Consider the following 22,929-nt stretch of genomic DNA (forward strand, 5'->3'; position numbering starts at 1 on the left):
GGCCGTTGTAGCGAGCACCGATCGGGGACAGCAATGAAGCAGATCGCCGCAACCAGCGGACCGAAGAACATCGGGTTGCTCAGTGTCGGGGCGTACCGCCCCGAACGAGTGGTCACCAACGACGAGATCTGCGAGAACATCGACTCCTCCGATGAGTGGATCTTCACCAGGACCGGGATCAAGACCCGCCGATTCGCCGCCCGGGACGAATCCGCCGCGTCCATGGCCACCGAGGCCGGTCGCGAGGCCATCGCGAGGGCCGGGCTGACGCCGTCGGACATCGACTGCGTGATCGTCGCGACCAGCACGCATTTCCTGCAGACCCCCGCCTGCGCGCCGGCGGTCGCCGCGGCGCTGGGCGCCACCGGCGTGCCCGCGTTCGACGTCTCGGCGGGGTGCGCGGGCTTCGGTTACGCGCTCGGCGTCGCCGCGGACATGATCCGCGGCGGGACCGCTACCAAGGTGCTGGTCCTCGGCTCGGAGAAGCTGTCGCCCACGGTGGACATGCAGGACCGCACCAACTGCTTCATCTTCGCCGACGGAGCGGCGGGCGTGGTGGTCGGCGAGACGCCCGATCAGGGGATCGGCCCGACCGTCTGGGGCAGTGACGGCGAGCAGGCCCTGGCCATACGCCAGGACATCGACTGGATCGACTACATGGACGCCCCGACGGGCCCCCGCCCATTCCTGCGGCTGGAAGGCAGCGCGGTGTTCCGGTGGGCCGCATTCGAGATGGGCAAGGTCGGCCGGCAGGCGATGGACGCCGCGGGCATCCGGCCCGACGAGATCGACGTGTTCGTGCCCCACCAGGCCAACAGCCGCATTAACGAGGTCCTGGCCAAGAGCCTGGAGCTGCGGCCGGACGCCGTCCTCGCCAACGACATCGAGCACACCGGGAACACCTCGGCGGCGTCCATTCCCCTGGCGATGGCCGAACTGCTGGCCACCGGGGCGGCCAAGCCGGGCGACCTGGCGCTGCTGATCGGGTACGGCGCGGGCCTCAGTTACGCCGCGCAGGTCGTGCGGATGCCCAGCCGCTGATCGGTCTCACGCATCGTCGCTGCCCGCGTCGGGCGGCGCCTCGCCGTGCAAGCGTGCCCGTAGCTGTTCGCGCTCCCGGCGCCGCCGCTCACCGGCGATCGCCAACGATGCGGTGGCGCGCCGGCGCAGCGGGCCGAACAGCCAGATGCCCAGGGGCATCGCGATGATCAGGGCGAACAACGCGGCGACCGCGATCGGGAATTCGCCCACGCCCATCAGGCGCGCCGCCCCGTAGATGGCGGCGGCGAGCGCCACCGCCAGCAGCAGTCGCGCGGCCGCGTAGAGCGAGACGTCGACGACCGCCCGATGGCGGGTGCCCTGCACCCGGCCCTCGTCCGCGCGGTCCCCAGTGCTGTTGTCGCTAGCTCCTTCTGGCACAGGGAGAGCCTACGACGCGGGTATATTCGTCAGAGGAGGTGTTGAGTGCTCTACCTGCTGCTCGTCCTGATGTTGGGGACGCTGATCTACGTTGGCTGGCGGACGGCGCGGTCGCAAATCAACCGGCCCAAGACGCGCGTCATCGGGCCCGACGACGATCCAGAGTTCTTGCGGCGGTTGGGTCACGGGGACAACCCCCGCTAAGCGTCGCTCTATGCGACCCCGGGGTTGCGCTGGTCGCCCGGGAATCCCTCGGCCACAATGGCCGCCAGCTCGGTGAGCGCCTCGCGGGTCGACCGCTTCAGCCGGTCCAAGTCGATCTCGGCGCCCTCTTCGAGGTGCGGGTCGAACGGCACCACCTGGACCGCGCGGCAGCGTCGGGAGAAGTGGTCGACCACCTTGTTCATGTCGACCTTGCCTGTCCGTGGCCGGACCCCGTTGATGACCGCGATCGAGTTGCGGACCATGTCCTCGTGGCCGTGCGCGTCCAGCCAGTCCAGCGTCGCCGACGCGCTGCGCGCGCCGTCGATGGACCCGGAGCTGACGACGACGAGCACGTCGGCCTTGTCCAGCACCGCGGACATCGCCGAGTGCAGCAGCCCCGGGCCGCAGTCGGTGAGCACCAAGCCGTAGAACCGTTCCAGGACGTCCAGGACCCGATTGTAGTCGTCGGCGCCGAACGCCTCCGAGACGGCCGGGTCGGTCTCCGAGGCCAGCACTTCCAGCCCGCTCGGACCCTTGGAGGTGTAGCGGCGGACATCGCTGTAGCGCTCGATGCTCCCGGCGTCGTGCAACAACTGACGCACCGTCGCCGCCGTCTCCAGCGGAATCTTCTGGCTCAGCGTGCCGCGGTCGGGGTTGGCGTCGACCGCGATCACCCGGTCACCGCGGATGGAGGCGAAGGTCGCGCCCATGGTGGCGGCGATGGTCGTCTTGCCGACGCCGCCCTTCAGCGACACCAGCGCGATCCGGTAGCACCCGCGCAACGGCCGGTTCACCTGCGCCACCAGGTTGTTGTAGCGGGCGGCCCGGGGGCTCTCCCCCAGGTTGATCAGGTGGCCGGACACGTCGTAGAGCAGCCGGCGCCAGCCCTCCGACGGTGGCGGCTTGACCGGCCGCAGCAGCATGCCGGTGGACAGCTCCGGGTATGGCGTGTGCGGCAGCGGCTCGGGCCGCGGCGGGGGTTGCATGGGCGGCGCCTCGACCGGCCCCGTGTAGTAGGCGCCGTACGCGGTCGGGTCGACCCGCGGGATACCGGTCATCGGGGTGGGATCCCACGGCGGCATCCCGGCCGGCCTGGGCATGGTGGGGGGCGCCGCCTCGCGCCGCTCGGGGCCCGGAACCCGCCGCTCGGTGCGGAACCCGGCGAAGACACGGGTCGGCGCCTCGCCGACGTCGGCCGGCGGCTCGTCGGCGTTCGGTGCTGGTGACGGCGGGTCGGACAGCCCCTGCGGAGCCAATTGCGTGGTCGGTTGATCGGGCGCCCCAACGCCCGTCGATGGCTGATCGGACACGTGCACTCCCCCTTGTCGTGTTACCCGGGTCGGTCGCTGGCGGTCACCCCACGCCCGCATACGAATGCAGGCCCACAGTGACCAGGTTAACGAAGAACAGATTGAAGACCATGGCCACGAATCCCGCGACGTTGATCCAGGCCGCCTTCCTGTCCCGCCATCCCGCCGTCGACCTGGCGTGCAGATAGGCGGCGTAGATCACCCATGCGACGAAGGACACGGTCTCCTTGGGGTCCCAGCCCCAGTACCGGCCCCAGGCCTCCTCCGCCCAGATCGCCCCGAAGATCACCCCGAAGCCGAACACCGGGAAGGCGAAGATGGTGGTCCGGTAGGCGACGCGGTCCAGCGTCTGCGCGTCGGGGAACCGCCGCACCATCCGGGCCAGGGCGCCGTCAGCGTCCTCGTCGCCGAGCCGGGAGGTGCGCAGCAGGAAGAGGATGCTGGCGATGCCGGCGACCATGAAGACCCCGGAACCCAGGCTGACCACGGACACGTGGATGGGCAGCCAATAGGACTGCAGCGCGGGCATCACCGGGGCGGCGTTGGTGTAGAGCCAGCGCCCGGAGACGGTCAGCAGGATCAGCACCGGCACCAGCAGGAAAACCCACAGCGGGCGGTATTGCGGGCGGCGCAGCACGAAGGCCCCGGCCAGCAGCCCGCACATGCAGGTCAGGTTGATGAACTCGTACATGTTGCCCCACGGCGCGCGCAGGGTGGCCAGGCCGCGCAGCACGATGCAGGCGAACAGCAGGCCGATGCCGAGGTAGACGACGGCCAGCCCCGCCCGCCCGACCCGCTCGTCCAGCGGCCGGCGGGGGGCGTCGTCCACGATGCCCGGAGTGAAGCTGTCGGAGGACACCGCGCCGGCCAACACCCGCTCACGCTGGTCGACGCGGCGGCCGCCGGCATAGGCCAGCTCGAAGGCCAGCAGCAGCAGCGCGATGACCAGCGCGACGACGGCGGACGTGAACGCCCAGTCGGAGTAGCGCGCCAAGCCGATGTTGACGTGCACCGTGTTCATTTGACGTCCACCTGTGAACTCCTTCCGGAGGCGGGGGGCTTGAGTGACCGCGCCGCGCCGGGCTCGCCCAGGCCGTTCAGCACCCGCTCCGTCAACCGCTCGAACTCGTCGCCCCACCCGGAGTTGTCGGTGCGCGCGAGCCCGCCCAATTCGACGTTCACCGTACCGGCCGCCTCGCCACCGGCCTCGGTGAGCCTCACCCACACCCGGCGGCGGCGCACCAGCAGCGATACCACCAGCCCGGCCATCATCGTGATGGCGAAGACCAGCACCCAGCTCTGCCCGGGGTCGTGGGAGACCTGCAGGTTGACGAAGGGCACCGCGCCGTCGAAGCGGACGACGGTGCCGGCCGCCGGGCCCTGGTCGATGCGCACTTCCTGCCCCGCGCGCAGGTTGACGCGCTTCTCCCTGGTCAGCCGGCCCTGCTGGATCAGCCGCGGATCCAGCGTGAACAGCGATTGCGGCCGCCCGGTGTCCAGCCCGGTGTCGCCCCGGTAGATGTCGACGGCCACCGCCGGCGCGTTGAGCGCCGGGAAGCGCGACGACAACAGCGTCCCGTCGAGTTGCTCGGTCGGCGCCAGCAGGCCCTGGATGGCGATCTCGTGCTGGCGGCGCTCGACGGCGCCGGGGTAGCTGCCCGCGGGCGGGTCGATGCGCGCCACCCCCGACGAGAGCAGCGTCTGCGGGTTGTCGGGCCGCCACTGCACGGTCGACGTGCGCGTCTGCCCGTCCGGGAAGGTCACGGTGAAGGTGGGCGCGTAGCCGTGGCCCTGCAGGTACACCCGGTCACCGCCGACGCGCAGCGGGTGGTTGACCTCCAGCAGGTAGTGCCGCCAACTGTTGGCCGCCAGGTCCCGGCCGGCCTGGTAGTCGATGTCGGCGGCGAACGAGGTGGCCTGCCCCGACGGCAGGTAGTGGGCCTGAAAATCGTTGACGCGAATACAGATCGGGGTCAGCGAGGTGCCGTCGACGGTGTTGCCGGCGCGGAACGAGTCGAACGCGGCCGGGGAGGCCGAGCAGAAGCCCGGGCCGGAGTCGGCGATCACGATGACGTTGCCCTCGTACCCGAACAGCTTGCCGACGGCCACCGCGACCAGCAGGCCCAGCAGCGAGAAGTGGAAGACGATGTTGCCGAATTCGCGCAGATAACCCTTTTCGGCGGACACCTCGACGACTTCACCCTCGTGCCGGATGGCCGTGCGCCAGCCGCGGAGCCGGCCGGTGATGGTGTTGGCCAGCGCGTTGAGCTCGTCGGCGTCGGCGTGGATCCGGGCGCTGGCGTGCTTGGGCAGCCGGGCCAGGTTGCGCGGGGCGGCCACCGGGATGGCCCGCAGGCTGCGGGCGTGCTCGATCATCCGCGGCGTCAGGCAGCCGACCAGCGAGACGAACAACAGCACGTAGACGGCGGTGAACCAGAAGCTGGAGAACACGTTGAACGCCTGCAGCCGATCCAGCCACGGCCCGATGACGGGGTGGGCCTTCAGGTAGTCGTCGACCTTGCCGGCGTTGAGACTGCGCTGCGGCAGCAGCGCGCCGGGGATCGCGCCCAGCGCGAGCAGGAACAGCAGCACCAGCGCGGTGCCCATCGAGGTCAACGCGCGCCAGGTGTTGCGGGCCCGGGCACCAAGTGGCGCGAGCAGACGCAAAATCGCACTGGGACGGGCCTTTTCGTGCGATTTTGCGTCTGCTCGCGGTTCTACGGGGGCGCTCAAATCGGCAGCCTCACGTCGGACACGAAGGCGTCGCGCAGCCAGGAGACGAAGTCGTTCCACACCCCGGTCACCAGCAGGGCACCGACCGTGATGAGCAGCGCGCCGCCGAAGATCTGGATGGCCCGGGTGTGACGCCGCAGCCAGCCCAGCGCCCCCACGGCGCCCGCCGAGCCGAAGGCCAGCAGGACGAACGGGATGCCCAGGCCCAGGCAATAGGCGATCACCAGCACGATTCCCCGGGCCACGCTCGCGCCGTCGGTGGCCGAGGCCAGGGTGATCACGCCGGCCAGCGTCGGCCCCAGGCAGGGCGTCCAGCCCAGCGCAAACACCGCGCCTAGCAATGGCGCCCCGGCGACCGTCGTCAGCTGCCGCGGGCTGAACCGGGCCTGGCGTTGCAGGGCCGGGATCAGGCCGACGAAGACCAGGCCCATGACGATCGTCAGCACGCCCCCGACCCGCTGCAGCAGCAGCTGGTTGGTGATCAGCGTGGTCGTCATGCCGAGCACGGCGACGGTGCCCAGCACGAACACCGTGGTGAAGCCGGCGACGAAGAGCCCCGCCGAGCCCGCCACCCGCCACCGCGCCGACGGCGGGGCCTTGACGGCGCCCGGGGGCGGCTGCTCGTCCACGCCGACCACCGCGGCCAGGTAGGACAGGTAGCCCGGCACCAGCGGCACCACGCAGGGCGAGGCGAACGACACCAACCCCGCCAGCAGGCACACGCCCAGGGCCATCAGGAGCGGCCCGGCGGCGGCGATCTGGGTGAACCCGGTCATTCCTGGGCCACCTTCTGCACCACGGGCTGCAGGTCGGCGGCCAGCAACTCGCGCAGGAACACGGCCGCGACCCGGTGCTGACGGTCGAGCACGAGCGTGGACGGGATGACGGTGGTGGGGTACTTGCCGCCGAACGCGATCAGGGTGCGCATCGCCGGGTCGTAGATGGAGGGGAAGGTGACGCGGCGGTCGTTGACGAAGTCCAGCGCCGCCTGCCGGTTGCTGTCGCGCACGTCGATGCCGAGGAAGGACACCCCGGCGTCGCGGGTGGCGTCGTACACCTGCTGCAGCTGGCTGACCTCGGCCCGGCACGGGCCGCACCACTGCCCCCAGATGTTGATGACGACGACCCGGCCGGCGAAGATCGGGTCGTCCAGTGACAGCGTGTGCGCAGGGTCCGCCAGGTCGGGGCCGGACAGCGGGCCGGGGTGGCCGCGGCCCGACGGCGGGTTGTAGTAGATGTCGGTCTTCCCGCCCGGAGAGACGAATTCGAAGGTGCCGCCCTGGGCCACCGCGTCGCGACCGGACGAGCAGCCGGTGAGCAGGGCCGTCAACACGACCCCGGCCATCGCCAGTCGCCGCATGATTAGGGTGCCGCCGGTTCGGCGTATTCGACGTCGACGAGCCGGTCGCCCTCGTAGACCAGGGTGGTGATCGAGCACAGCCCGCACTCGCGGCGCCGCGGGTCATGCCACAGCCGCCTGCCGGTCAGGTGCAGCCGCAGCGTCCACACCGGCAGCTGATGGCTGACGCACACCACCTCACTGCCGGCGCCGCGGGCGCGGGCCTTGTCCACCGCCATGCCCATCCGCGCGGCGATCTCGGCGTACGGCTCCCCCCACGACGGGGTGAACGGGTTGCGCAGGTGCCACCAGAACCGTGGGTCGCGCCAGGCGCCGTCGCCCGGGCTGACGCGGCGGCCCTCGAAGAAGTTCGCCGATTCGATCAGATCGGGGTCGGTGTCCACGGCGACGTCGTGCCTGGCGGCGATGGGTGCGGCGGTCTCCTGCGCCCGCTGCAGCGGGGAGGCGACCACCGCGACGATATCCCGGCCGGACAGGGCGTCGGCGACCGCGGCAGCCTGCTCGCGGCCCCGGTCGGACAGGTGGAATCCGGGCAGCCGGCCGTAGAGGATGCCGCCGGGGTTGTACACCTCGCCGTGGCGCACGACGTGAACCCGGGTCTGCTCGGCCATCAGGGCTTGTCCTCTCCGGCCGCCGCTTCGGCCGCCCGGCGGGCGGCAAAGGGCACTGCGTCGGCGATCCGCTCGAACGCCGCGTCGTCCAGCGCCGCCGAGACGAACCAGGCCTCGAAGGCGCTGCACGGTGGGTAGACGCCCGCGTCGAGCAGGGCGTGGAAGAACGGCGGGTAGCGCCACGTCTGGCTGGCCCGCGCGGATGCGAAGTCGGTCACCGGCGTGTCGGAGAAGAACACGCTGAGCATGTTGCCTGCCCGCGAAAGTTGATGCGGCACACCGGCGTTCGTCAACGCCTCGGTCAGCAGGGCGGCCAGCCGGTCGGCGTTGGCGTCCAGGGCGGCGTAGACCGCGGCGTCGGCGGCACGCAGTGTCGCCAGCCCGGCGGCCACCGCCACCGGGTTGCCGGACAACGTGCCGGCCTGATACACCGGCCCCAGCGGCGCCAGCCGCTCCATCACCTCGGCGCGCCCGCCGAACGCGGCCGCGGGCAGCCCGCCGCTCATCACCTTGCCGAAGGTGAACAGGTCGGCGGCGACGGGATCGATTCCGTACCAACCGCTTCGGCTGACCCGGAAACCGGTCATCACCTCGTCGACGATCAGCAGCGCGCCGTGCTCGGCGGTGATCGCGCGCAGCCCGGCGTTGTAGCCGGCCGCGGGCGGGACGACGCCCATGTTGCCGGGGCTGGCTTCGGTGATCACCGCGGCGATCTGGTCGCCGAACTCGGCGAACGTCTGGCGCACGGCGTCGATGTCGTTGTACGGCAAGACGATCGTGTCGGCGGCCGCCGCACCGGTGACCCCGGGCGAGGACGGCAGGCCGAGGGTCGCGACCCCCGAACCCGCGTCGGCGAGCAGCGCGTCGACGTGGCCGTGGTAGCAGCCGGAGAACTTGACGATCTTGGGCCTGCCGGTGAACCCGCGGGCCAGCCGGATCGCGCTCATCGTGGCCTCGGTGCCGGAGTTGACCAGCCGTAGCCGTTCGACCGGCGGCATCCGCGCGATGATCTCGGCGGCCAGCTGACTCTCCCCCGGCGTGGGCGCTCCGAACGACAGCCCGTGCGACGCCGCCCGGGCGACCGCCTCGACGACGGCCGGGTGGGCGTGCCCCAGGATCATCGGCCCCCAGGAGCAGACGAGGTCGACGTATCGGTTGCCGTCGGCGTCGGTGAGCCAGCACCCGTGCGCCTCGGTGATGAAGCGCGGGGTTCCGCCCACCGCGGTGAACGCCCGCACCGGCGAGTTCACCCCGCCGGGGATGACGGCGCAGGCGTCCTCGAACAGCCTGGCCGACGCCGCCGTCGTCGCGGTGGCCTGGTCACTGCTACCCATGACTACCAGTGTCCCAGCCTCCGCGGCCGGTTCAACTACAGGGTGTAGCAGTCAGGCTTCGCCTTGCCGCCCGGCTTCCTGCGCGGACTGAAAATTCCGGCGGGCGGCCTCGCGTTCTCGTTCGGCCGCGCGCCGGTGCGCGTCGACGTCCCCCAGGCCCTCGGCGACGGCGAGTTCGTGGATTTCGGCGGCCCGCTCGTGCGCGGTGGCGGCCTCATAGTGGCGGTCCCGCTCGCGGCGGTGGGCGTCTTCGTCGCGCTCGTGCGCGTGCTCGGCGCGGTGGGTCGCGCGCTCGACGTCTTGAGGGGTGATCGGTTTGCGCGCGGCGAGGTCTCGAGCCCGGCGCAGCAACTCGTCAGCGCGCTGCGCCGCCTCGTTACCCGCCGAGTCGCCCATGTTAAGACAGTAGACCCGTTCGTCGCGAAAAGTTCGGTTGATACCAGGCGGCGCAGACGAGTTGGATGGCGGTATGCAGATGCCACAAACGCTCGCCCGGTTCAACCGTCACGTCACCAACCCGGTTCAGCGGCTGTGGGCCGGCTGGCTGCCGCCGTACGGGATCGTGGAGCACGTCGGTCGCCGCTCGGGCACGCTCTACCGCACCCCGGTGACGGTGTTCAGCGCCGACGTCGACGGCAAGCCCGGCGTGGCGATCATGCTGACCTACGGGCCGGACCGGGACTGGCTGAAGAATCTGACCGCCGCGGGAGGCGGGCGGATGCGCCGCAACGGCAAGGACTTCGGCATCACCGACCCGCGGGTGGTCAGCAAGGCCGAGGCGGCCCAGCACGTCAATCCGCGGGCACGGGGGGTTTTCGCGAGGTTGCCGTTCGACGACGCGGTGCTGCTCACCACGGCCGACTGAGCCGCGACGCGGGTGTCACACCCGTCACCTCAGCACCAGCACGTGGCCGACATGCGGTCGCGAAAAGCGATAGCGCCTGCGCTATCACGCTGCGCACGCGCAGTCCCTCAATCCCCGGGAGCGGCGGGGATCCGGCCCCGGACCCGGCCGGCGAAGTACAACCCGGCCACCACCGCCCAGGACAGCAGGCTGAGCCACAACTGGCTGCGCGCCGAGCGGTCGAACGCCATCTCTACCAGCACGGCGGTGATCCCGGCGAGGGTGAGGATCGACAACACCGGGAAGAACCACATCTTCACGCGCAGCTTTTCGGCCGGGGTGCGGCGGCGCAAGACGATCTGCGACAACGCGATCAGCCAGTAGACGAACAGGATGACGGCGCCCGACGAGTTGAGCAGGAAGAGGAACACCGTGTTGGGCGCGACGCGGGCCAGGACGACGCAGCCGAACCCCACCGCCGAGGAGCACAGGATGGCGATGTGCGGAACGCCACGCCCGCTCAGCCTGACCAAACGCGCCGGGGCCTCGCCCCGCTCGGCGAGCACGAACAGCATGCGCGACGCCGTGTAGAGCCCCGAGTTCAGGCAGGACAGCACCGCGGTGAGCACCACGGCGTTCATCACCTGATCGGCCCCGCGCAGCCCCAGGTGGCTGAGCGCGGCCACATACGGCGAGGCGCCGACTTGCACTGAGTCCCAGGGCAATATCACCACGAGCAGGAACACCGAACCGACGAAGAAGACCCCGATCCGCGCCACCACCGATCTGGTCGCCTTCCGGACCGCCAGTTCCGGATCCCGGCTTTCGGCCGCGGCCACGGTGACGATCTCGGCGCCGACCATCGAGAAGATCACCACCACGATGGCGGCGAAGACGGCCCCGAGGCCCTTGGGGAAGAACCCACCGTGCGAGGTGAGGTTGGTCAGCCCGCCGGCATGGCCCGGCACCACACCCAGGACGAACGCCGTCCCCCCGACGAGAAAGAGCACGATCGTCGCGACTTTGATTCCGGCGAACCAGAACTCGAATTCGCCGAACGACGACACCGAGAACAGGTTGGTCAGCGTCATCAACACCATCAGGCACAACGACAGCAGCCACAGCGGCGCGTGGAACCAGTAGTTGAGGACCTTCCCGCCCGCGACCGCCTCGAAGCCGACGACGATCACCCAGAAGTACCAGTACAGCCAGGCGGCCGAAAACCCCGCCCAGCCGCCCAGGGCCTTGGCCGCGTAATCGGCGAACGATCCGGTCGACGGGTCCGCGGCCGCCATCTCGCCCAGCATGCGCATCACCAGCACGATCAGCAGCCCGCACAGCGCGTACGTCAGGAACGCCGCGGGGCCGGTGTCCTTGATCACCACACCGGAGCCGACGAACAGGCCGGCGCCGATGACGCCGCCGAGCGCGATCATGCTGAGCTGGCGCTGCGACAGGCCGTGGCGCAGTTGTCCAGTGCCGGCCATGCTCCGTCGGTGCCGCCGCGCTCAGTCCAGGCGGGTGGCCACGACGGACCACACCGGCAGGTGCACCCGGTGGTCTTCCAGCAGCGGATCGATGACGCCCAGCCGGTGCACCAGTGGCCGCATCCGCTGCAGGATCTCACCCTGCTGCTCGGACGCGAACGTCTTCATGGTGTCGAACGTCTCTTTGAGGAAGCGGGCCTGGTAAGTCGTGCTGCCGAGGTAGTCGATGCGCCACCCGTTGCCGGCGAACACCCGCTCGAAGTTGTCGGCCGGTATGGCGGTCCACTGCAGCCCGTTGACGTTGTGGGGGCTGAACTCGAACATGTACAGCCGGGCCCCCGGCTTGGTGGCCCGGTGCAGCGCCTCCGCGTACCGCGTCTGGACGGCCTCGTCATTGAGGAAGACGTGATAGAAGGCGCTGTCCACCACCGTGTCGAACCGGCCCTCGAAGCCTTCCAGCCTGGTGGCGTCGGCCACCTGGAAATCGACCTGAACCCCGGCCCGCTCGGCGTTGCGCTTGGCGAGCTCGATGGCCGACGGCGAATCGTCGATTCCGGTCGCCGAATACCCATGCGCGGCAAAGTGAATGGCATGGTAGCCGGGCCCCGTCCCCGGATCGAGCACCTCGCCGCGGACCCCGCCGTAGGCCACCAACTGCTGCACCGCCGGCTGCGGGCCGCCGATGTCCCAGGGGATCCGCCCGCCCGGATGTGCCGCCTCGTCGTACAGCGGCTCGAAACCGGCGACGTTCGCGTCAGTCATTGCCCTCTCGCTTCCTCGCGGCTCCCCGACGGGAACGACAATAGTGCGAAGTCAACTCAAAGACGGGGGTTTGCCCGCGGATCGGCGCCGTGGCAACCACGCCAAGGCGGCACAACGGTATGGCGGACGCCGACGGGAAGCGGCGCCGCAGCGCGCCGAACCGTGTGCTGCGGCCGTATTTGGTTGTCATACAAGGGATGAGGTCGACGCAACCCGGCCGCCGCACCCGCCGCGAAGCGGTGAGAAGGTGCACCGCAGGTAACCGGACGGAAACCGACAGATCACGCGAGATCACACAATGCTTCCATTTCGGCGTGGCTCGGGCGGGAATGCCCGGTCAGCGCGGCATTATTGCGATCATGCCTGACCTGACACGCCGGGCGGTGCTGCGGATGGGAGCCGGCACCGGCCTGGGAGCCGTTGGCGTGTTCGCCCTCAGCGCGCTGCTCGATCCGGCCAGGCCGCTCGCCGCGACGTTGCCGCAAGCTCCTGCCCCGTTCGAGCCGTCGGCGGCGAGCAGCAACCTGCCCACGAGGCTCACGGGCTCGTTCGTCTCCGCCGCCCGCGGGGGCGTGAAGACCAACTATGTGATCGCGTTGCCGCCCGGCCAAACCGGGACGTTGCGCCCCGTGATCGCCCTGCACGGCAAGGACGGCGACGCCACCATGATGCTCGACTGCGGGGTCGAGAGGGGCCTGGCCCAGCTGGTCAAGGAGGGCAAGCCCCCGTTCGCGGTGGTGGGCGTCGACGGCGGCAGCGATTCCTATTGGCACAAGCGGGCCGACGGCACCGACGCCGGCGCCATGGTGCTCGACGAGCTGTTGCCGATGCTTTCGTCGATGGGCTTCGACACGTCCCGGGTGGGCTTCCTGGGGTGGTCGATGGGCGGGTACGGGGCGCTGCACCTGGGCGCCAAGCTGGGACCGGCGCGGACCGCGGGGATCTGCGCCATCAGCCCGGCGCTGTACACCTCCTTCGCCGACAGCGCCCCCAAGGCCTTCGACAGCGAAGACGACTGGGCGAAGAACACCGTGCTGGGCGTGCCGGCGTTGTCGCAGATTCCGCTGCGCGTGGACTGCGGCACCTTCGACCGGTTCTATTTCGCCACCCGGCAATTCGTGAACCAACTGAAAACGCCGCCGGCGGGCGGTTTCTCGATGGGCGGCCACGACATCGGCTACTGGCGGGCACAGTTGCCCGGCGAACTCGCCTGGTTGGCGACCTAGCGGAGAGCGATGACCGTCCGGCCCGGCCAACTCCCCACCCGCCCCCAACAGCGGGCGGTGCAGCGGACCGGATTTCGACCCGACATCGAGGGGCTGCGGGCGGTCGCCGTCATCGCGGTCGTGCTGTATCACGCGGGCATCCCCGGGGTCACCGGGGGCTACATCGGCGTGGACGTGTTCTTCGTCATCTCCGGTTTCCTCATCACCGGGCTGCTGTTCCGCGAGGTGACCACGACGAATACCGTTGCGCTGGGCCGCTTTTACGGCGCGCGCGCCCGGCGTCTGCTGCCGGCCGCCGCGGTCGTCGGCGTGGTCACCGCGATCGGTGCGGCCGTGGTGCTGCCGCCACTGCAGGCGCGAAGCGTGTTCCTCGACGGCATCGCCAGCGCCCTCTATGTCGGCAACTACCGATTCGCCACCCAGGGCACCGACTACCTGGCCCCGCACCTGGCCTCGCCGTTTCAGCACTACTGGTCACTCGGCGTCGAGGAGCAGTTCTATCTGGTGTGGCCGGTGCTGCTCATCGGCACCGCCTGGCTGGCCCGGCGCGCCCCGGCCCTGCGCGGCGCCACCCCGTATGCGGTGACCCTGGGCGTGGTCGGGGCGGCGTCACTGGCGGCGGCCGTGCTGTGGACCCGGACGTCGCCGCCCTGGGCGTTCTTCTCGCTGCCGACCCGTGCCTGGGAACTGGCCGCCGGTGGCCTGCTGGCCCTGTCGATCCGGCACTGGCGGCACCTGTCGCTGCTGACCGGGTCGATCGCCGGGTGGGGCGGGCTGGCCCTGATCGTGGTGACTTGCACCCAACTCGACGCCCGCACCCCCTACCCCGGCACGGCGGCGCTGCTGCCCGTGCTGGGTACCGCGCTGGTCATCGGCGCCGGCAGCGCGACCCGCGGCCTCGGGGCCGGTCGGCTGCTGTGCCGGCCTGAGATGCGCGCGATCGGGCGGATCTCCTATTCCTGGTACCTGTGGCACTGGCCGGTGCTGCTGCTGATGCCGGCGCTGCTCGGCCAGCCCGCCGGCCTGCCCGCCCGGCTGACGGCGACGGCCGTCTCGGCCGGGCTGGCCATCATCACCCTGCACCTGGTCGAGAACCCCGGCCGGTTCGCCGCCGCCCTGCGCCAGTCGGCGAGGGCCAGCCTGGCCGTCGCCGGCGCCGCCAGCGCGGTCGCGGCCTGCGCCTGCATGCTGCTGTTGAACGTGGTGCCGGTGCCGGCGGGTCACGGGGCCGCCGCCCCACGGGCCAACATCGTCGCGGCGCCGCCCAGCGCCGTCGCGACCGTCAGCGCGCAAGAGGCGGCGGTGCGGCAGGCCGTCGCGCAGGTGCGCGCGGCCGTCGCCGCATCGGCGAACCTGAAAGCCGTTCCGGTCAACCTGGATCCGCCGCTGGCCAAGGCGCCCGCCGACAAGTCCGCCGTCTTCGTCAACGGCTGCGTGCGGTCCTGGCGCGAGGTCGGGCAAAACGACTGCGCGACCGGCGATCTCGCCTCGCCGACGACCGTCGCCTTGATCGGCGACTCGCACGCCGCCATGTGGGACCCGGCGTTCGCACAGGCCGCCGGGCAACGGCACTGGCGGCTGGAGACCCTGGCCAAGGTGACCTGCCCGATGCAGGATCTGCACATCGTCAGCCCCTACCTGGGCCGCGAGTACACCGAGTGCGAACAGTGGCGCGCCCAGATCATGGCCCGCGTGGCCGCCGAACACCCGCGGCTGGTCATCGTGGACATGAGCCGGCGCTACGGCGCGGACTTCAGCTTCACCTCCTACGACCCGGCGTGGATCGACACCCTGGGCCGCACCGTCGCGGCGCTGCGCGGCACCGGCGCGGCGGTGCTGGTCCTGGGTCCCGCGTCGGATCCCCGATCCTCGGTGCCCGCCTGCCTCTCCGCCCACCTCGACGACGCCGGCGCCTGCGCGCCGGCGCGGTCCGCCGCGGTCGATGACGACGGCATCGCCGCCGAGCGGGCGGCAACCATGGCCGGCGGCGGCCAGTACGCCGATCTCACCGACCTGTTCTGCACTCCCGACCGCTGCCCGGCGATTGTGGGCAACACCTTGGTGTTCCGCGATGACAACCACGTGACGACCGAGTACGCGCAGTTGCTGGCGCCGGTGATGGGCGCCCTGGCGGACCGCGCCCTGGCGGGTGGGTGAGCGGCAATGAACCTCTGGTGGTCGACGAACGTCATATCAGCGAAGGGTTTTGGGAGGTTGAGGGGATGACTCCGCTGCTGCTGGTCTGCATCGCGGCCGCCGCCCCGGTCGCGGGGTTCGGCTTGCTGAACTTGCAGGCGCGCCTGGAGCGATGGGACTACGAGCGGCACGCCGAGGACTGAACCGCCCGGCACGGCGCGCTCAGGTCGACAGCTGCGTCCTGATGAGCGGCGCGATCTTGTCCGCCATGTATTGATGCCCGGCATCGTTCGGGTGCACGCCGTCCGCCCCGATCAGGTCGGGCCTGCCGACGAACCAGCGCTCGGCGATCGGGTCGACCCACGTCGCCCCCGCTTCGGCGGCCGCCGCGCCGAGCGCGTCGCGGATCTGCAGGATGGGCAGCGGCACATCGGCCGTCGGCCACGGCGGCCCGATCACCAGGAACCGCGCGGACGGCGCCAGGCGGCGAGCCAAATCGAATGTGCTGCGGGCCTTTTGCCCGATCACATTCGCGTCGATGGGCTCGTCGTTGCGGGAGCCGAAGAACACCACCAGCACATCGTCGCCCTGGACGGCCCGGGCGGTCAGGTCCTCGAACACGCTGCCGTGATCGCCCGGCATGCCATAGCCCGCCCTGCCTTCGGCGGAGACGTCGGCCGAGATCCGTTCGCCCCGCGCGGCGAGCAGGTCCCAGGCGCGGGCGGGCCACGACCTCGGGCCCAGGCCACCCTCGCCGGTGCCGGTGGTGTAGGAGTCGCCGACGACGGCCAGGTGGTTCAGCCGGAAATCGAGGGTCAAGGTGTCGTATGTGCGCACCTGAGCGGGGTATGCGATGCCGATTCCCACCAGGAAGGTCAGGCCGATGACAAAGGTGGCCAGACGACTCACCACTACCTCCCCCGTCAACGGCATCGTCACGCGCCACCGCTTTTTCATCAATTATCCGCCGGCCATCCGCGGCCGGGCGCTAAGACAACCGTCACACCGCGCGAGCCGACACCGCTCCCAGCGAGCGGTCGATCGGGTGAACCTTGCCGCTCGGCGAGTCGGGTTCGCTTGTGGCCGTGACGGCTTTGACGTCGACCATCTTGCGCATCCAACGGCGGGCAGGCTCTTCGACGAAGTGATACATCGCGACGGAAATCAGCACGGCGATCGCCAGCAGGCCAATGACGTTCCATTTCCAGGGATTGTCCTGCGGTCGGAGCTCGAACTGCTCCACGGACCAGCCCCACGCGGTGTGCACCAGTTCGTGAACCATGTACAGGCAGAACGAGATTTGCCCGCCATACACCATCAACCTGGTTGAGAGCGCCCTGGGCAGGCTGCCGACGCCGATCGCCAGCGTGATCACCAACGGAATGAACAGGATGTCGACCACCCCGCCGCTGTCGTTCTCCACGACACCGGAGATGGGGTGCGCGTCAAACCAATACAGGACGCCCACCATGGCGCCCAGCAGAAGCAGCGACAGGTACCCGGCGACGCGGCGGCCGCGATCGGTCAGCCGCAGCCTGCGCACCGCGGCGCAGGCCAGCGCGCCCGCGGTGAACTGCGTGACGATGCGCGGCAGCCAGCTCCACGGTGTGTAGAAGTGACCACTGGCCAGCAACATGATCACCGGAGGCAACGCCGCGGCGAACGCCAGCACCATCAGGCTCCGCGCCCGCGTCGCCTGCTTCATCCGCAGAATCACCAGCACCAAGAGGCCGAAGAGGAGGTAGGCCAGCCATTCGGCGCTGATCGACCAGGCCGGCCCGTCCCAACTCGAGTCGTCGAAGAACGGCACGAACCACAGTTGCACCAGCAGGATCTGGCGGACGTAGCTGATCGCGGTGAGCTGGCCGGCGTCGGGCGACGGCACGTGACCGACGTGCAGGGTGAAGATCACCCACAGGGCGGCGAGGTGCAGGGTGACCAGGTACACCGGCCACACCCGGGCCAGCCGCAGCCACAGGAAGTGCAGGGTCGCGCGTGTGGACCACGACCGGCCCATCCGGTCGAGGTAGTTCCACGTCAGCACGAACCCGCTGAGGATGAAGAACAGGTCGACGCCCTGGGCTCCGCAGTTGAGCACCGGCGCGAGGGCGTCGCGGAAATCGGGCCCCACGTCGCCCAGCATGGGCCGGAAGTGAAACAGCACCACCCAAAGCGCCGCGACGATGCGCAGTCCCGTCAGGGCCTTGATCTCTCCCCTGATCTCTGCGCCGCGCACGATGCTCTTTCCGCCTGGACTCTGCTGTTCCGTTCGCCTTGAAGCTCGGCTGACCGGGCGACCACGCGATTCCTGTAAGCCCCCCGCCTCACAACCGGCAGCCCTGGCAGCCTAGCAGCGCAATCGCCCCGGCGCGCGGACGGTTGTGGTGTGGCATGCGATCTTTCGGCGGGAATCCGCACGCGCCGGCCTTTGCTCGAACTCCGCGAAAACCGGGGCGAGAATGGCTTCTTACCAAACCGTTAGTTGCGGCTTCCAGCCTCCTTAAGCTTGGGGTTTAGCGTCAGAAGGCACAGCGAGCGGCACGGAGAATGAGGGGTGCCCATGACGATCGCCGATGTGCTGACGCGGGAGCAAGACGGCGTCTTTCGCTGCGGCGGAGCCTGGGTCCGGGCGCACCGCCGTCAGTTGGCGACGGTGGTGACCGTTCGGGGTGAAATCGACGCCCTCAATGCGGACCAAGTCGGCGACCACATTCGGCATTTCATCGTCGGCGCGGACCGTGTGGTGCTCGACATGGCCGGCGTGAACCAATTTGCTGAGGCGGGCATTGCGCTCCTGCAATCCTTCGACGAGGGGTGCCGCGCCGAAGGGGTGCAGTGGACGTTGGTCGCGAGCCCGGCGGTGGCCGAGTCATTGGGTGACGGCGCCAGCTGCTCGGTGCACGAGGCGCTGCACGACCTGGCCGACGCCATAGCGAGGCGGCGCCGGCTGGCGCTGTCGCTGGTCAGGACCTCTTAGCGCGGCGCTCACGGCGCCGCCTGGCGGTGCCGATCACCGCCAGCACCCCCGCGCTCGTCAGCAGCAGCAGGGTCAGCAACAGCAGCTGAGGGTCGAACACGACTGACGTGGTGAACGGCTGCCCGTCGGCGATGGGCGCCACCGCCACCGTGTGCTGGGAACGCGACCAGCTCACCCCCGCGCCGATCAGCGCCGCGCAGGCCAGGCCGAGTTCCACCAGGGCCCTGGGACTCCCGTACCGGGCGCTCACGGCGCGGCTCCGGCGTCGTCGTCACGATCGGAGTCGGTGACATCGGCGGGTTCGACCCGCTCCTGGACCAGCGGGGTCAGCGCCGCGCGCAGGGCGCGGTGCCGGCGCGCCCAGGCCTGCGCGTAGCGGTCGCCGGTGAGTTTGAGGCCGATGCCGATCCGCCCGCGGGGCACCCCGACCAGTTCGCCGAGCGCCCGCGCCGACTGCCATCGGGCCAGCTCCTTGCCGGACGCTTCGTGGTTCTCGGGTTCGGGAAACACCCGCAGGATTTCGCGCACCAGGATCGTCTCCGTGCCCTGACGCAGGGCGTCGTCGGTGAGCTCGACCGAGACGTGGATCCGTGCCGCCTTGACCTGCAACCCGACGAACCCCGACACCAGGACCAGGAAGATCACCGGGATGAGGAAGGACACGGGGGCGCCACTCCAGACTTCGATCAGGATCATCGCGCCCGCGGCCACCGGGCCCCAGCCCACCCACCACCAGCTGGCACCCGACTCGTAGAACAGCGGCTTCGGTTCGGTGGCTGTCGACTCGGAATTCACAGCAAGCCCCATCTCACGAAAGCCAACCGGCCGCGTCCGCGGCCCAATAGGTCAGCACGATATCGGCTCCGGCGCGGCGGATGCTGGTCAACGACTCCAGCGCCGCCTGACGCTCGTCGATCCAATTGTTCGCGGCCGCGGCGCAAATCATGGCGTACTCCCCCGACACCTGGTAGGCGGCCACCGGCACCGGTGAGAGCTCCGCCGCGGCGGCCACCACGTCGAGGTAACTCATCGCGGGTTTGACCATGACCATGTCCGCGCCCTCGTCGAGGTCGAGCCGGATCTCGCGGAGCGCCTCGCGGAAGTTGCCCGCCTCCTGCTGATACGTGCGCCGATCGCCGGACAGGCTGCAGCTGACGGCCTCGCGGAACGGGCCGTAGAACGCCGAGGCGAACTTCGCGGCGTACGCCAGGATCACCACGTCGGTGTAGCCCGCGGCGTCCAGGCCATCGCGGATCGCTGCCACCTGCCCGTCCATCATTCCGCTCGGCCCGACCACGTGCGCGCCCGATTCAGCCTGCGCCACAGCCAGTTTGACGTACCGAGCCAGCGTCGCGTCGTTATCCACCCGGCCCCTGGCGTCCAGGACGCCACAGTGGCCGTGGTCGGTGAACTCGTCGAGACAGGTGTCGGCCATCAACACCGTCGCGCCGCCGAGGTCCTTGGCCAGGTCCCGCAGGGCGAGGTTGAGGATGCCGTCGGGGTCGGTGCCGGCCGCCCCCGTCGGATCCTTGTCCTCCTCACGCGGCACACCGAACAGCATCAGCCCGCCCACCCCGGCGGCGACGGCATCGGCCGCCGCGCTGCGCAGCGAATCGCGGGTGTGCTGCACGACGCCGGGCATCGACGCGATCGGGCGCGGTTCGTCGATACCGTCGGCGACGAACATCGGTAGCACCAAATGCCTTGGCTCCAAGGATGTTTGCGCCACCAAACGGCGCAACGCGGGGGTGGAGCGAAGCCGGCGCGGGCGCTGCCGCGGGTAGCCGCCGACGCTCATCGCGACGCGCCGCCGCGAGCGTGCACAGATTGCCGGCCCCGACGGCGTGCCGGTGTACAAACCCGCGCCTTCGCCGGTTCGGCGGCCACAGCCACTAGCGCCTGCGGCTCTTCTTACGCGGCGGCGGCAGCGCGCCCTCGGCGCGCAACCGCGCGGCGTGTTCGGCCAGCGCGTCGACCAGCGGACCGACGGCGGCCGTTTCGGGCTGCACGTCCACCCGCAGACCGAACTCGGCGGCGGTCTCGGCGGTCTTGGGACCGATGCAGGCGATGATGGTCCGCGCGTGCGGCTTGCCGGCGATGCCGACCAGGTTGCGCACCGTGGAGCTGGAGGTGAAGCACACGGCGTCGAACCCGCCCGTCTTGATCATCTCCCGGGTCTCCGCCGGCGGCGGGGCGGCCCGCACCGTCCGGTAGGCGGTGACATCCTCGATCTCCCAGCCGCGTTCGCGCAGCCCCTCGGCCAGCGTCTCGGTGGCGATGTCGGCACGCGGCAGCAGCACCCGGTTCACCGGGTCGAAAATGCTGTCATACGGCGGGAAGTCGTCCAGCAGACCCAGCGACGACTGCTCGCCGGCCGGCACCAGCTCGGGGCTGATCCCGAACGCCCGGACCCGGTCGGCCGTGGACTCGCCGACACAGGCGATCTTCACGCCCGAGAACGCGCGGGCGTCCAGACCGAACTCGCCGAACTTCTCCCACACCGCGCGCACCGCGTTGGTGGAGGTGAACACCACCCACTGGAAGCGGCCGTCGACCAGGCCCTTGACGGCCCGCTCCATCTGCGCGGGGCTGCGCGGCGGCTCGACCGCGATGGTCGGCACCTCGATCGGCAGCGCACCGTAGGCCGTCAGCCGCTCGCTCATCTCGCCGGCCTGATCCTTGGTCCGGGGCACCAACACGGTCCAGCCGTAGAGTGCGCGGCTCTCCCACCAGTTCAGCTTCGCCCGGCTGGCCACCGTCTTGCCGATGGTCACCACCAGCGGTCCGGTCAGCGGGCCGGCCGGGTCGGTACCGCCCAGCACGGCCGAGTCGGTCAACCCGCCCAGGGTGGTTTCGATCGAACGCTGCTGGCACGTGGTGCCGTGCGCGGTCACCACGCACGGGGTGGTCTCGGCCAGCTGGTGCTCGATCAGGGCCCGCGCGGCGTCGGCCAGGTGCGACGTGGTGGCCTGCAGGATCAGCGGACCGGGCGCGGCGGCCAAAGCGTCCCAATCCACATGGGGGTCGCGCACGTCGGCGACCGTGTGCGACGAGCCCAGCGGCAGCCCCGCATACGTGGGCACGGCGCCCGTGGGCGCCAGGCCGGGCACGATCTCGAGGTGCAGGTGGCTTCGCGCGACGGCGTTCACCTCGGTGATGACCGCGTCGACCGTCAGCGGGTCACCCGCCACCAGGCGGACCACGTCGGCGCCGGCACGGGCCTCGGCGGTCAGCGTCTTGGCCACCTCGGCCGGCTCGCCCAGCGCGGGGCGGACATCGGGGCCGGCCGATATCACCGCGGGTTGCTCGGCGCCACCCGGGGTGGCGTCGCCGTTGCCGGCAGCGGCGTCGGCGGGGGCCGCCGGGCCCGAAACCGGTGGCAGATCCTTGCCGATCAGCGCCAGCACCGCCTCCGGCACGTCGGGGTCGGTGAACACCAGGGCGGCGTTCGCCAGTACGGTCGCGGCCCGGGTGGTCAGCAGCCCGGGATCGCCGGGGCCGGAGCCCACGTATGTGATGCGGCCGGGTCTCGGCTTACGCCCTCGCGTCGTCATTGTCGCTCCCACGTCACTCGCAATTAATTTCCTCGTGCCGGGTCCTGCCGCGCCTCCGCCATGAGTTCTCGGGCGCCGAGTTCGAACAACTCTGCGGCGACCGAAACCCCCAGCTCCCTCGCCCGATCGGCGGCGCCGATGCCGGACGCGCGGATCACGTCGGACCCGTCCAGCGCCGCCACACAACCGCGCAGCGACAGCTCGTTGAAGACGCGGCCCTCCTCATCGATGGACTCGACCACCTCGGCGATCGCGCCCACCGGTGCGGAGCAACCCGCCTCCAGTTCGGCCAGCAGGGCTCGCTCCGCTGTGACCGACGCGCGCGTGTCGGCGTCGTCCAGCTCCGCCAGCACTGCCGCCAATTCATCACCGGCGCGGCATTCGACGGCGAGCGCGCCCTGAGCCGGTGCTGGCAACATCTGCACCGGCTCTAGCGTCTCGGTGACATCGTCGAGGCGACCGAGCCGGGCCAGTCCGGCCCTGGCCACCACGATCGCGTCAAGATCACCACTGCTTACCCTGTTCAACCTGGTATCTAGGTTGCCTCGTAGGGGGCGGATTTCCAAACCGAGACCCAATGCTCTAAGCTGCGCGGCCCGCCGCGGGGACGACGTCCCCACCAGCGAACCCGGCGGCAACTCTCCGAGCACCAGCCCGTCACGGGCCACCACCACGTCGCGGGGATCGTTGCGGGCGGGTATCGCCGCGATGGTGAACCGGGGGTCGTCCGCCGTGGGCAGATCCTTGTGCGAGTGCACGGCGGCGTCCACCCGGCCGTCGCTCATCGCCTCGCGCAGTGCGGTGGTGAAGACGCCGACACCCAGGGTCTCGATGGGCGCCGACGAGCGGTCGCCCGCGGTGGTGATGATCACCAATTCCGCGGGATGACCGTTGGCGATCAAGGCGTCCCTGACGACGCCGGCCTGGGTGGTGGCCAGCAGACTGCCCCGGGTGCCTATCCGGATCACGTTC

The 22,929-nt window shown here is 70.5% G+C and carries 24 protein-coding genes; 6 read left to right on the top strand and 18 right to left on the bottom strand.

The window, feature by feature from the left end:
* Positions 1-33: 33 nt before the first annotated feature.
* On the top strand, positions 34-1,041 hold the full coding sequence (gene fabH / locus U8D42_RS18510) for a beta-ketoacyl-ACP synthase III (RefSeq protein WP_322858665.1): 1,008 nt from the start codon (positions 34-36) through the stop codon (positions 1,039-1,041).
* A gap of 6 nt (positions 1,042-1,047) precedes the next feature.
* Here the strand turns inward: fabH and U8D42_RS18515 are convergent, their stop codons facing one another.
* Entirely contained in the window at positions 1,048-1,365 is a 318-nt protein-coding gene (locus U8D42_RS18515) for a DUF4229 domain-containing protein (RefSeq protein WP_322858829.1), read from the bottom strand.
* 99 nt (positions 1,366-1,464) lie between these two features.
* Between U8D42_RS18515 and U8D42_RS18520 the strand changes: the two genes are divergently transcribed.
* Complete coding sequence (locus tag U8D42_RS18520) at positions 1,465-1,623, top strand: hypothetical protein (protein ID WP_142274984.1); 159 nt, start codon at positions 1,465-1,467, stop codon at positions 1,621-1,623.
* An 8-nt stretch (positions 1,624-1,631) separates the two neighbouring features.
* Here U8D42_RS18520 and U8D42_RS18525 read toward each other — a convergent pair whose 3' ends face one another.
* The 8 genes from U8D42_RS18525 to U8D42_RS18560 form a co-directional block, all read right to left on the bottom strand.
* Positions 1,632-2,993: an AAA family ATPase gene (locus tag U8D42_RS18525; protein ID WP_431523790.1), complete on the bottom strand. Its 1,362-nt coding sequence runs from the start codon at positions 2,991-2,993 to the stop codon at positions 1,632-1,634.
* Positions 2,977-3,954 (bottom strand): c-type cytochrome biogenesis protein CcsB, encoded by a 978-nt coding sequence (gene ccsB / locus U8D42_RS18530; protein WP_085240865.1) that lies wholly within the window; start codon positions 3,952-3,954, stop codon positions 2,977-2,979. Before ccsB ends, U8D42_RS18525 begins: the two co-directional genes overlap by 17 nt.
* Entirely contained in the window at positions 3,951-5,540 is a 1,590-nt protein-coding gene (resB, locus tag U8D42_RS18535; RefSeq protein ID WP_322858828.1) for a cytochrome c biogenesis protein ResB, read from the bottom strand. Before resB ends, ccsB begins: the two co-directional genes overlap by 4 nt.
* A 122-nt stretch (positions 5,541-5,662) precedes the next feature.
* Positions 5,663-6,442 carry a cytochrome c biogenesis CcdA family protein gene (locus tag U8D42_RS18540; RefSeq protein WP_322858663.1) on the bottom strand — a complete coding sequence of 260 codons (780 nt, stop codon included), beginning with the start codon at positions 6,440-6,442 and terminating at the stop codon, positions 5,663-5,665.
* Entirely contained in the window at positions 6,439-7,026 is a 588-nt protein-coding gene (locus U8D42_RS18545) for a TlpA disulfide reductase family protein (RefSeq protein WP_322858662.1), read from the bottom strand. Before U8D42_RS18545 ends, U8D42_RS18540 begins: the two co-directional genes overlap by 4 nt.
* A 2-nt stretch (positions 7,027-7,028) precedes the next feature.
* On the bottom strand, positions 7,029-7,637 hold the full coding sequence (locus U8D42_RS18550) for a histidine phosphatase family protein (protein ID WP_322858661.1): 609 nt from the start codon (positions 7,635-7,637) through the stop codon (positions 7,029-7,031).
* A complete protein-coding gene (gene hemL / locus U8D42_RS18555; protein ID WP_322858660.1) occupies positions 7,637-8,971 on the bottom strand; it encodes a glutamate-1-semialdehyde 2,1-aminomutase in 1,335 nt (444 codons plus the stop codon). Before hemL ends, U8D42_RS18550 begins: the two co-directional genes overlap by 1 nt.
* A gap of 51 nt (positions 8,972-9,022) precedes the next feature.
* Positions 9,023-9,367 (bottom strand): hypothetical protein, encoded by a 345-nt coding sequence (locus U8D42_RS18560; protein ID WP_322858659.1) that lies wholly within the window; start codon positions 9,365-9,367, stop codon positions 9,023-9,025.
* Between the two features lie 73 nt (positions 9,368-9,440).
* Between U8D42_RS18560 and U8D42_RS18565 the strand changes: the two genes are divergently transcribed.
* Positions 9,441-9,836, top strand: a complete 396-nt coding sequence (locus U8D42_RS18565; protein WP_322858658.1) for a nitroreductase family deazaflavin-dependent oxidoreductase — start codon at positions 9,441-9,443, stop codon at positions 9,834-9,836.
* A 107-nt stretch (positions 9,837-9,943) separates the two neighbouring features.
* Here the strand turns inward: U8D42_RS18565 and U8D42_RS18570 are convergent, their stop codons facing one another.
* Both U8D42_RS18570 and U8D42_RS18575 read right to left on the bottom strand, forming a co-directional pair.
* On the bottom strand, positions 9,944-11,302 hold the full coding sequence (locus tag U8D42_RS18570) for an amino acid permease (RefSeq protein WP_322858657.1): 1,359 nt from the start codon (positions 11,300-11,302) through the stop codon (positions 9,944-9,946).
* A 21-nt stretch (positions 11,303-11,323) separates the two neighbouring features.
* Complete coding sequence (locus U8D42_RS18575) at positions 11,324-12,064, bottom strand: class I SAM-dependent methyltransferase (RefSeq protein WP_322858656.1); 741 nt, start codon at positions 12,062-12,064, stop codon at positions 11,324-11,326.
* A gap of 359 nt (positions 12,065-12,423) precedes the next feature.
* Here U8D42_RS18575 and U8D42_RS18580 point away from each other — a divergent pair, with 359 nt between their 5' ends.
* Positions 12,424-13,290: an alpha/beta hydrolase gene (locus U8D42_RS18580; protein ID WP_276327150.1), complete on the top strand. Its 867-nt coding sequence runs from the start codon at positions 12,424-12,426 to the stop codon at positions 13,288-13,290.
* A 9-nt stretch (positions 13,291-13,299) separates the two neighbouring features.
* Positions 13,300-15,447 carry an acyltransferase family protein gene (locus U8D42_RS18585; protein WP_322858655.1) on the top strand — a complete coding sequence of 716 codons (2,148 nt, stop codon included), beginning with the start codon at positions 13,300-13,302 and terminating at the stop codon, positions 15,445-15,447.
* 201 nt (positions 15,448-15,648) lie between these two features.
* Here the strand turns inward: U8D42_RS18585 and U8D42_RS18590 are convergent, their stop codons facing one another.
* Positions 15,649-16,335: an Rv0518 family GDSL lipase gene (locus tag U8D42_RS18590; protein WP_085240945.1), complete on the bottom strand. Its 687-nt coding sequence runs from the start codon at positions 16,333-16,335 to the stop codon at positions 15,649-15,651.
* Between the two features lie 91 nt (positions 16,336-16,426).
* Positions 16,427-17,662 (bottom strand): acyltransferase family protein, encoded by a 1,236-nt coding sequence (locus U8D42_RS18595; RefSeq protein WP_322858654.1) that lies wholly within the window; start codon positions 17,660-17,662, stop codon positions 16,427-16,429.
* 324 nt (positions 17,663-17,986) lie between these two features.
* Between U8D42_RS18595 and U8D42_RS18600 the strand changes: the two genes are divergently transcribed.
* A complete protein-coding gene (locus tag U8D42_RS18600) occupies positions 17,987-18,403 on the top strand; it encodes an STAS domain-containing protein (RefSeq protein ID WP_322858653.1) in 417 nt (138 codons plus the stop codon).
* Here U8D42_RS18600 and U8D42_RS18605 read toward each other — a convergent pair.
* The 5 genes from U8D42_RS18605 to hemC all read right to left on the bottom strand — a co-directional run bounded on the left by U8D42_RS18605 (position 18,390) and on the right by hemC (position 22,925).
* Positions 18,390-18,653, bottom strand: coding sequence for a hypothetical protein (locus tag U8D42_RS18605; RefSeq protein ID WP_322858652.1), 264 nt, complete (start codon positions 18,651-18,653; stop codon positions 18,390-18,392). The two genes, U8D42_RS18600 and U8D42_RS18605, sit on opposite strands and share 14 nt — an antisense overlap.
* Positions 18,650-19,162, bottom strand: a complete 513-nt coding sequence (locus U8D42_RS18610; protein ID WP_085240941.1) for a DUF3093 domain-containing protein — start codon at positions 19,160-19,162, stop codon at positions 18,650-18,652. The genes U8D42_RS18605 and U8D42_RS18610 overlap by 4 nt, the downstream gene beginning before the upstream one ends.
* Before the next feature lie 49 nt (positions 19,163-19,211).
* The gene (hemB, locus tag U8D42_RS18615; RefSeq protein ID WP_322858651.1) at positions 19,212-20,201 is read right to left on the bottom strand and encodes a porphobilinogen synthase; all 990 of its coding nucleotides are present in this window, start codon (positions 20,199-20,201) and stop codon (positions 19,212-19,214) included.
* Between the two features lie 94 nt (positions 20,202-20,295).
* A complete protein-coding gene (locus tag U8D42_RS18620) occupies positions 20,296-21,957 on the bottom strand; it encodes a uroporphyrinogen-III synthase (protein ID WP_085240850.1) in 1,662 nt (553 codons plus the stop codon).
* A 23-nt stretch (positions 21,958-21,980) separates the two neighbouring features.
* Complete coding sequence (gene hemC, locus U8D42_RS18625) at positions 21,981-22,925, bottom strand: hydroxymethylbilane synthase (protein WP_085240849.1); 945 nt, start codon at positions 22,923-22,925, stop codon at positions 21,981-21,983.
* Between the last annotated feature and the right edge of the window lie 4 nt (positions 22,926-22,929).

It is taken from the genome of Mycobacterium europaeum, from assembly GCF_034555895.2.
GTDB lineage: Bacteria > Actinomycetota > Actinomycetes > Mycobacteriales > Mycobacteriaceae > Mycobacterium > Mycobacterium europaeum.

What these genes read in the sequence shown, in the direction of transcription:
- fabH (WP_322858665.1), top strand. Translation starts at nt 34, where the DNA reads ATGAAGCAGATCGCCGCAACCAGCGGACCGAAGAACATCGGGTTGCTC.
- U8D42_RS18525 (WP_431523790.1), bottom strand. Translation starts at nt 2,993, where the DNA reads ATGCGGGCGTGGGGTGACCGCCAGCGACCGACCCGGGTAACACGACAA.
- ccsB (WP_085240865.1), bottom strand. Translation starts at nt 3,954, where the DNA reads ATGAACACGGTGCACGTCAACATCGGCTTGGCGCGCTACTCCGACTGG.
- resB (WP_322858828.1), bottom strand. Translation starts at nt 5,540, where the DNA reads ATGGGCACCGCGCTGGTGCTGCTGTTCCTGCTCGCGCTGGGCGCGATC.
- U8D42_RS18540 (WP_322858663.1), bottom strand. Translation starts at nt 6,442, where the DNA reads ATGACCGGGTTCACCCAGATCGCCGCCGCCGGGCCGCTCCTGATGGCC.
- U8D42_RS18545 (WP_322858662.1), bottom strand. Translation starts at nt 7,026, where the DNA reads ATGCGGCGACTGGCGATGGCCGGGGTCGTGTTGACGGCCCTGCTCACC.
- U8D42_RS18550 (WP_322858661.1), bottom strand. Translation starts at nt 7,637, where the DNA reads ATGGCCGAGCAGACCCGGGTTCACGTCGTGCGCCACGGCGAGGTGTAC.
- hemL (WP_322858660.1), bottom strand. Translation starts at nt 8,971, where the DNA reads ATGGGTAGCAGTGACCAGGCCACCGCGACGACGGCGGCGTCGGCCAGG.
- U8D42_RS18560 (WP_322858659.1), bottom strand. Translation starts at nt 9,367, where the DNA reads ATGGGCGACTCGGCGGGTAACGAGGCGGCGCAGCGCGCTGACGAGTTG.
- U8D42_RS18565 (WP_322858658.1), top strand. Translation starts at nt 9,441, where the DNA reads ATGCAGATGCCACAAACGCTCGCCCGGTTCAACCGTCACGTCACCAAC.
- U8D42_RS18570 (WP_322858657.1), bottom strand. Translation starts at nt 11,302, where the DNA reads ATGGCCGGCACTGGACAACTGCGCCACGGCCTGTCGCAGCGCCAGCTC.
- U8D42_RS18575 (WP_322858656.1), bottom strand. Translation starts at nt 12,064, where the DNA reads ATGACTGACGCGAACGTCGCCGGTTTCGAGCCGCTGTACGACGAGGCG.
- U8D42_RS18580 (WP_276327150.1), top strand. Translation starts at nt 12,424, where the DNA reads ATGCCTGACCTGACACGCCGGGCGGTGCTGCGGATGGGAGCCGGCACC.
- U8D42_RS18585 (WP_322858655.1), top strand. Translation starts at nt 13,300, where the DNA reads ATGACCGTCCGGCCCGGCCAACTCCCCACCCGCCCCCAACAGCGGGCG.
- U8D42_RS18600 (WP_322858653.1), top strand. Translation starts at nt 17,987, where the DNA reads ATGACGATCGCCGATGTGCTGACGCGGGAGCAAGACGGCGTCTTTCGC.
- hemB (WP_322858651.1), bottom strand. Translation starts at nt 20,201, where the DNA reads ATGAGCGTCGGCGGCTACCCGCGGCAGCGCCCGCGCCGGCTTCGCTCC.
- U8D42_RS18620 (WP_085240850.1), bottom strand. Translation starts at nt 21,957, where the DNA reads ATGACGACGCGAGGGCGTAAGCCGAGACCCGGCCGCATCACATACGTG.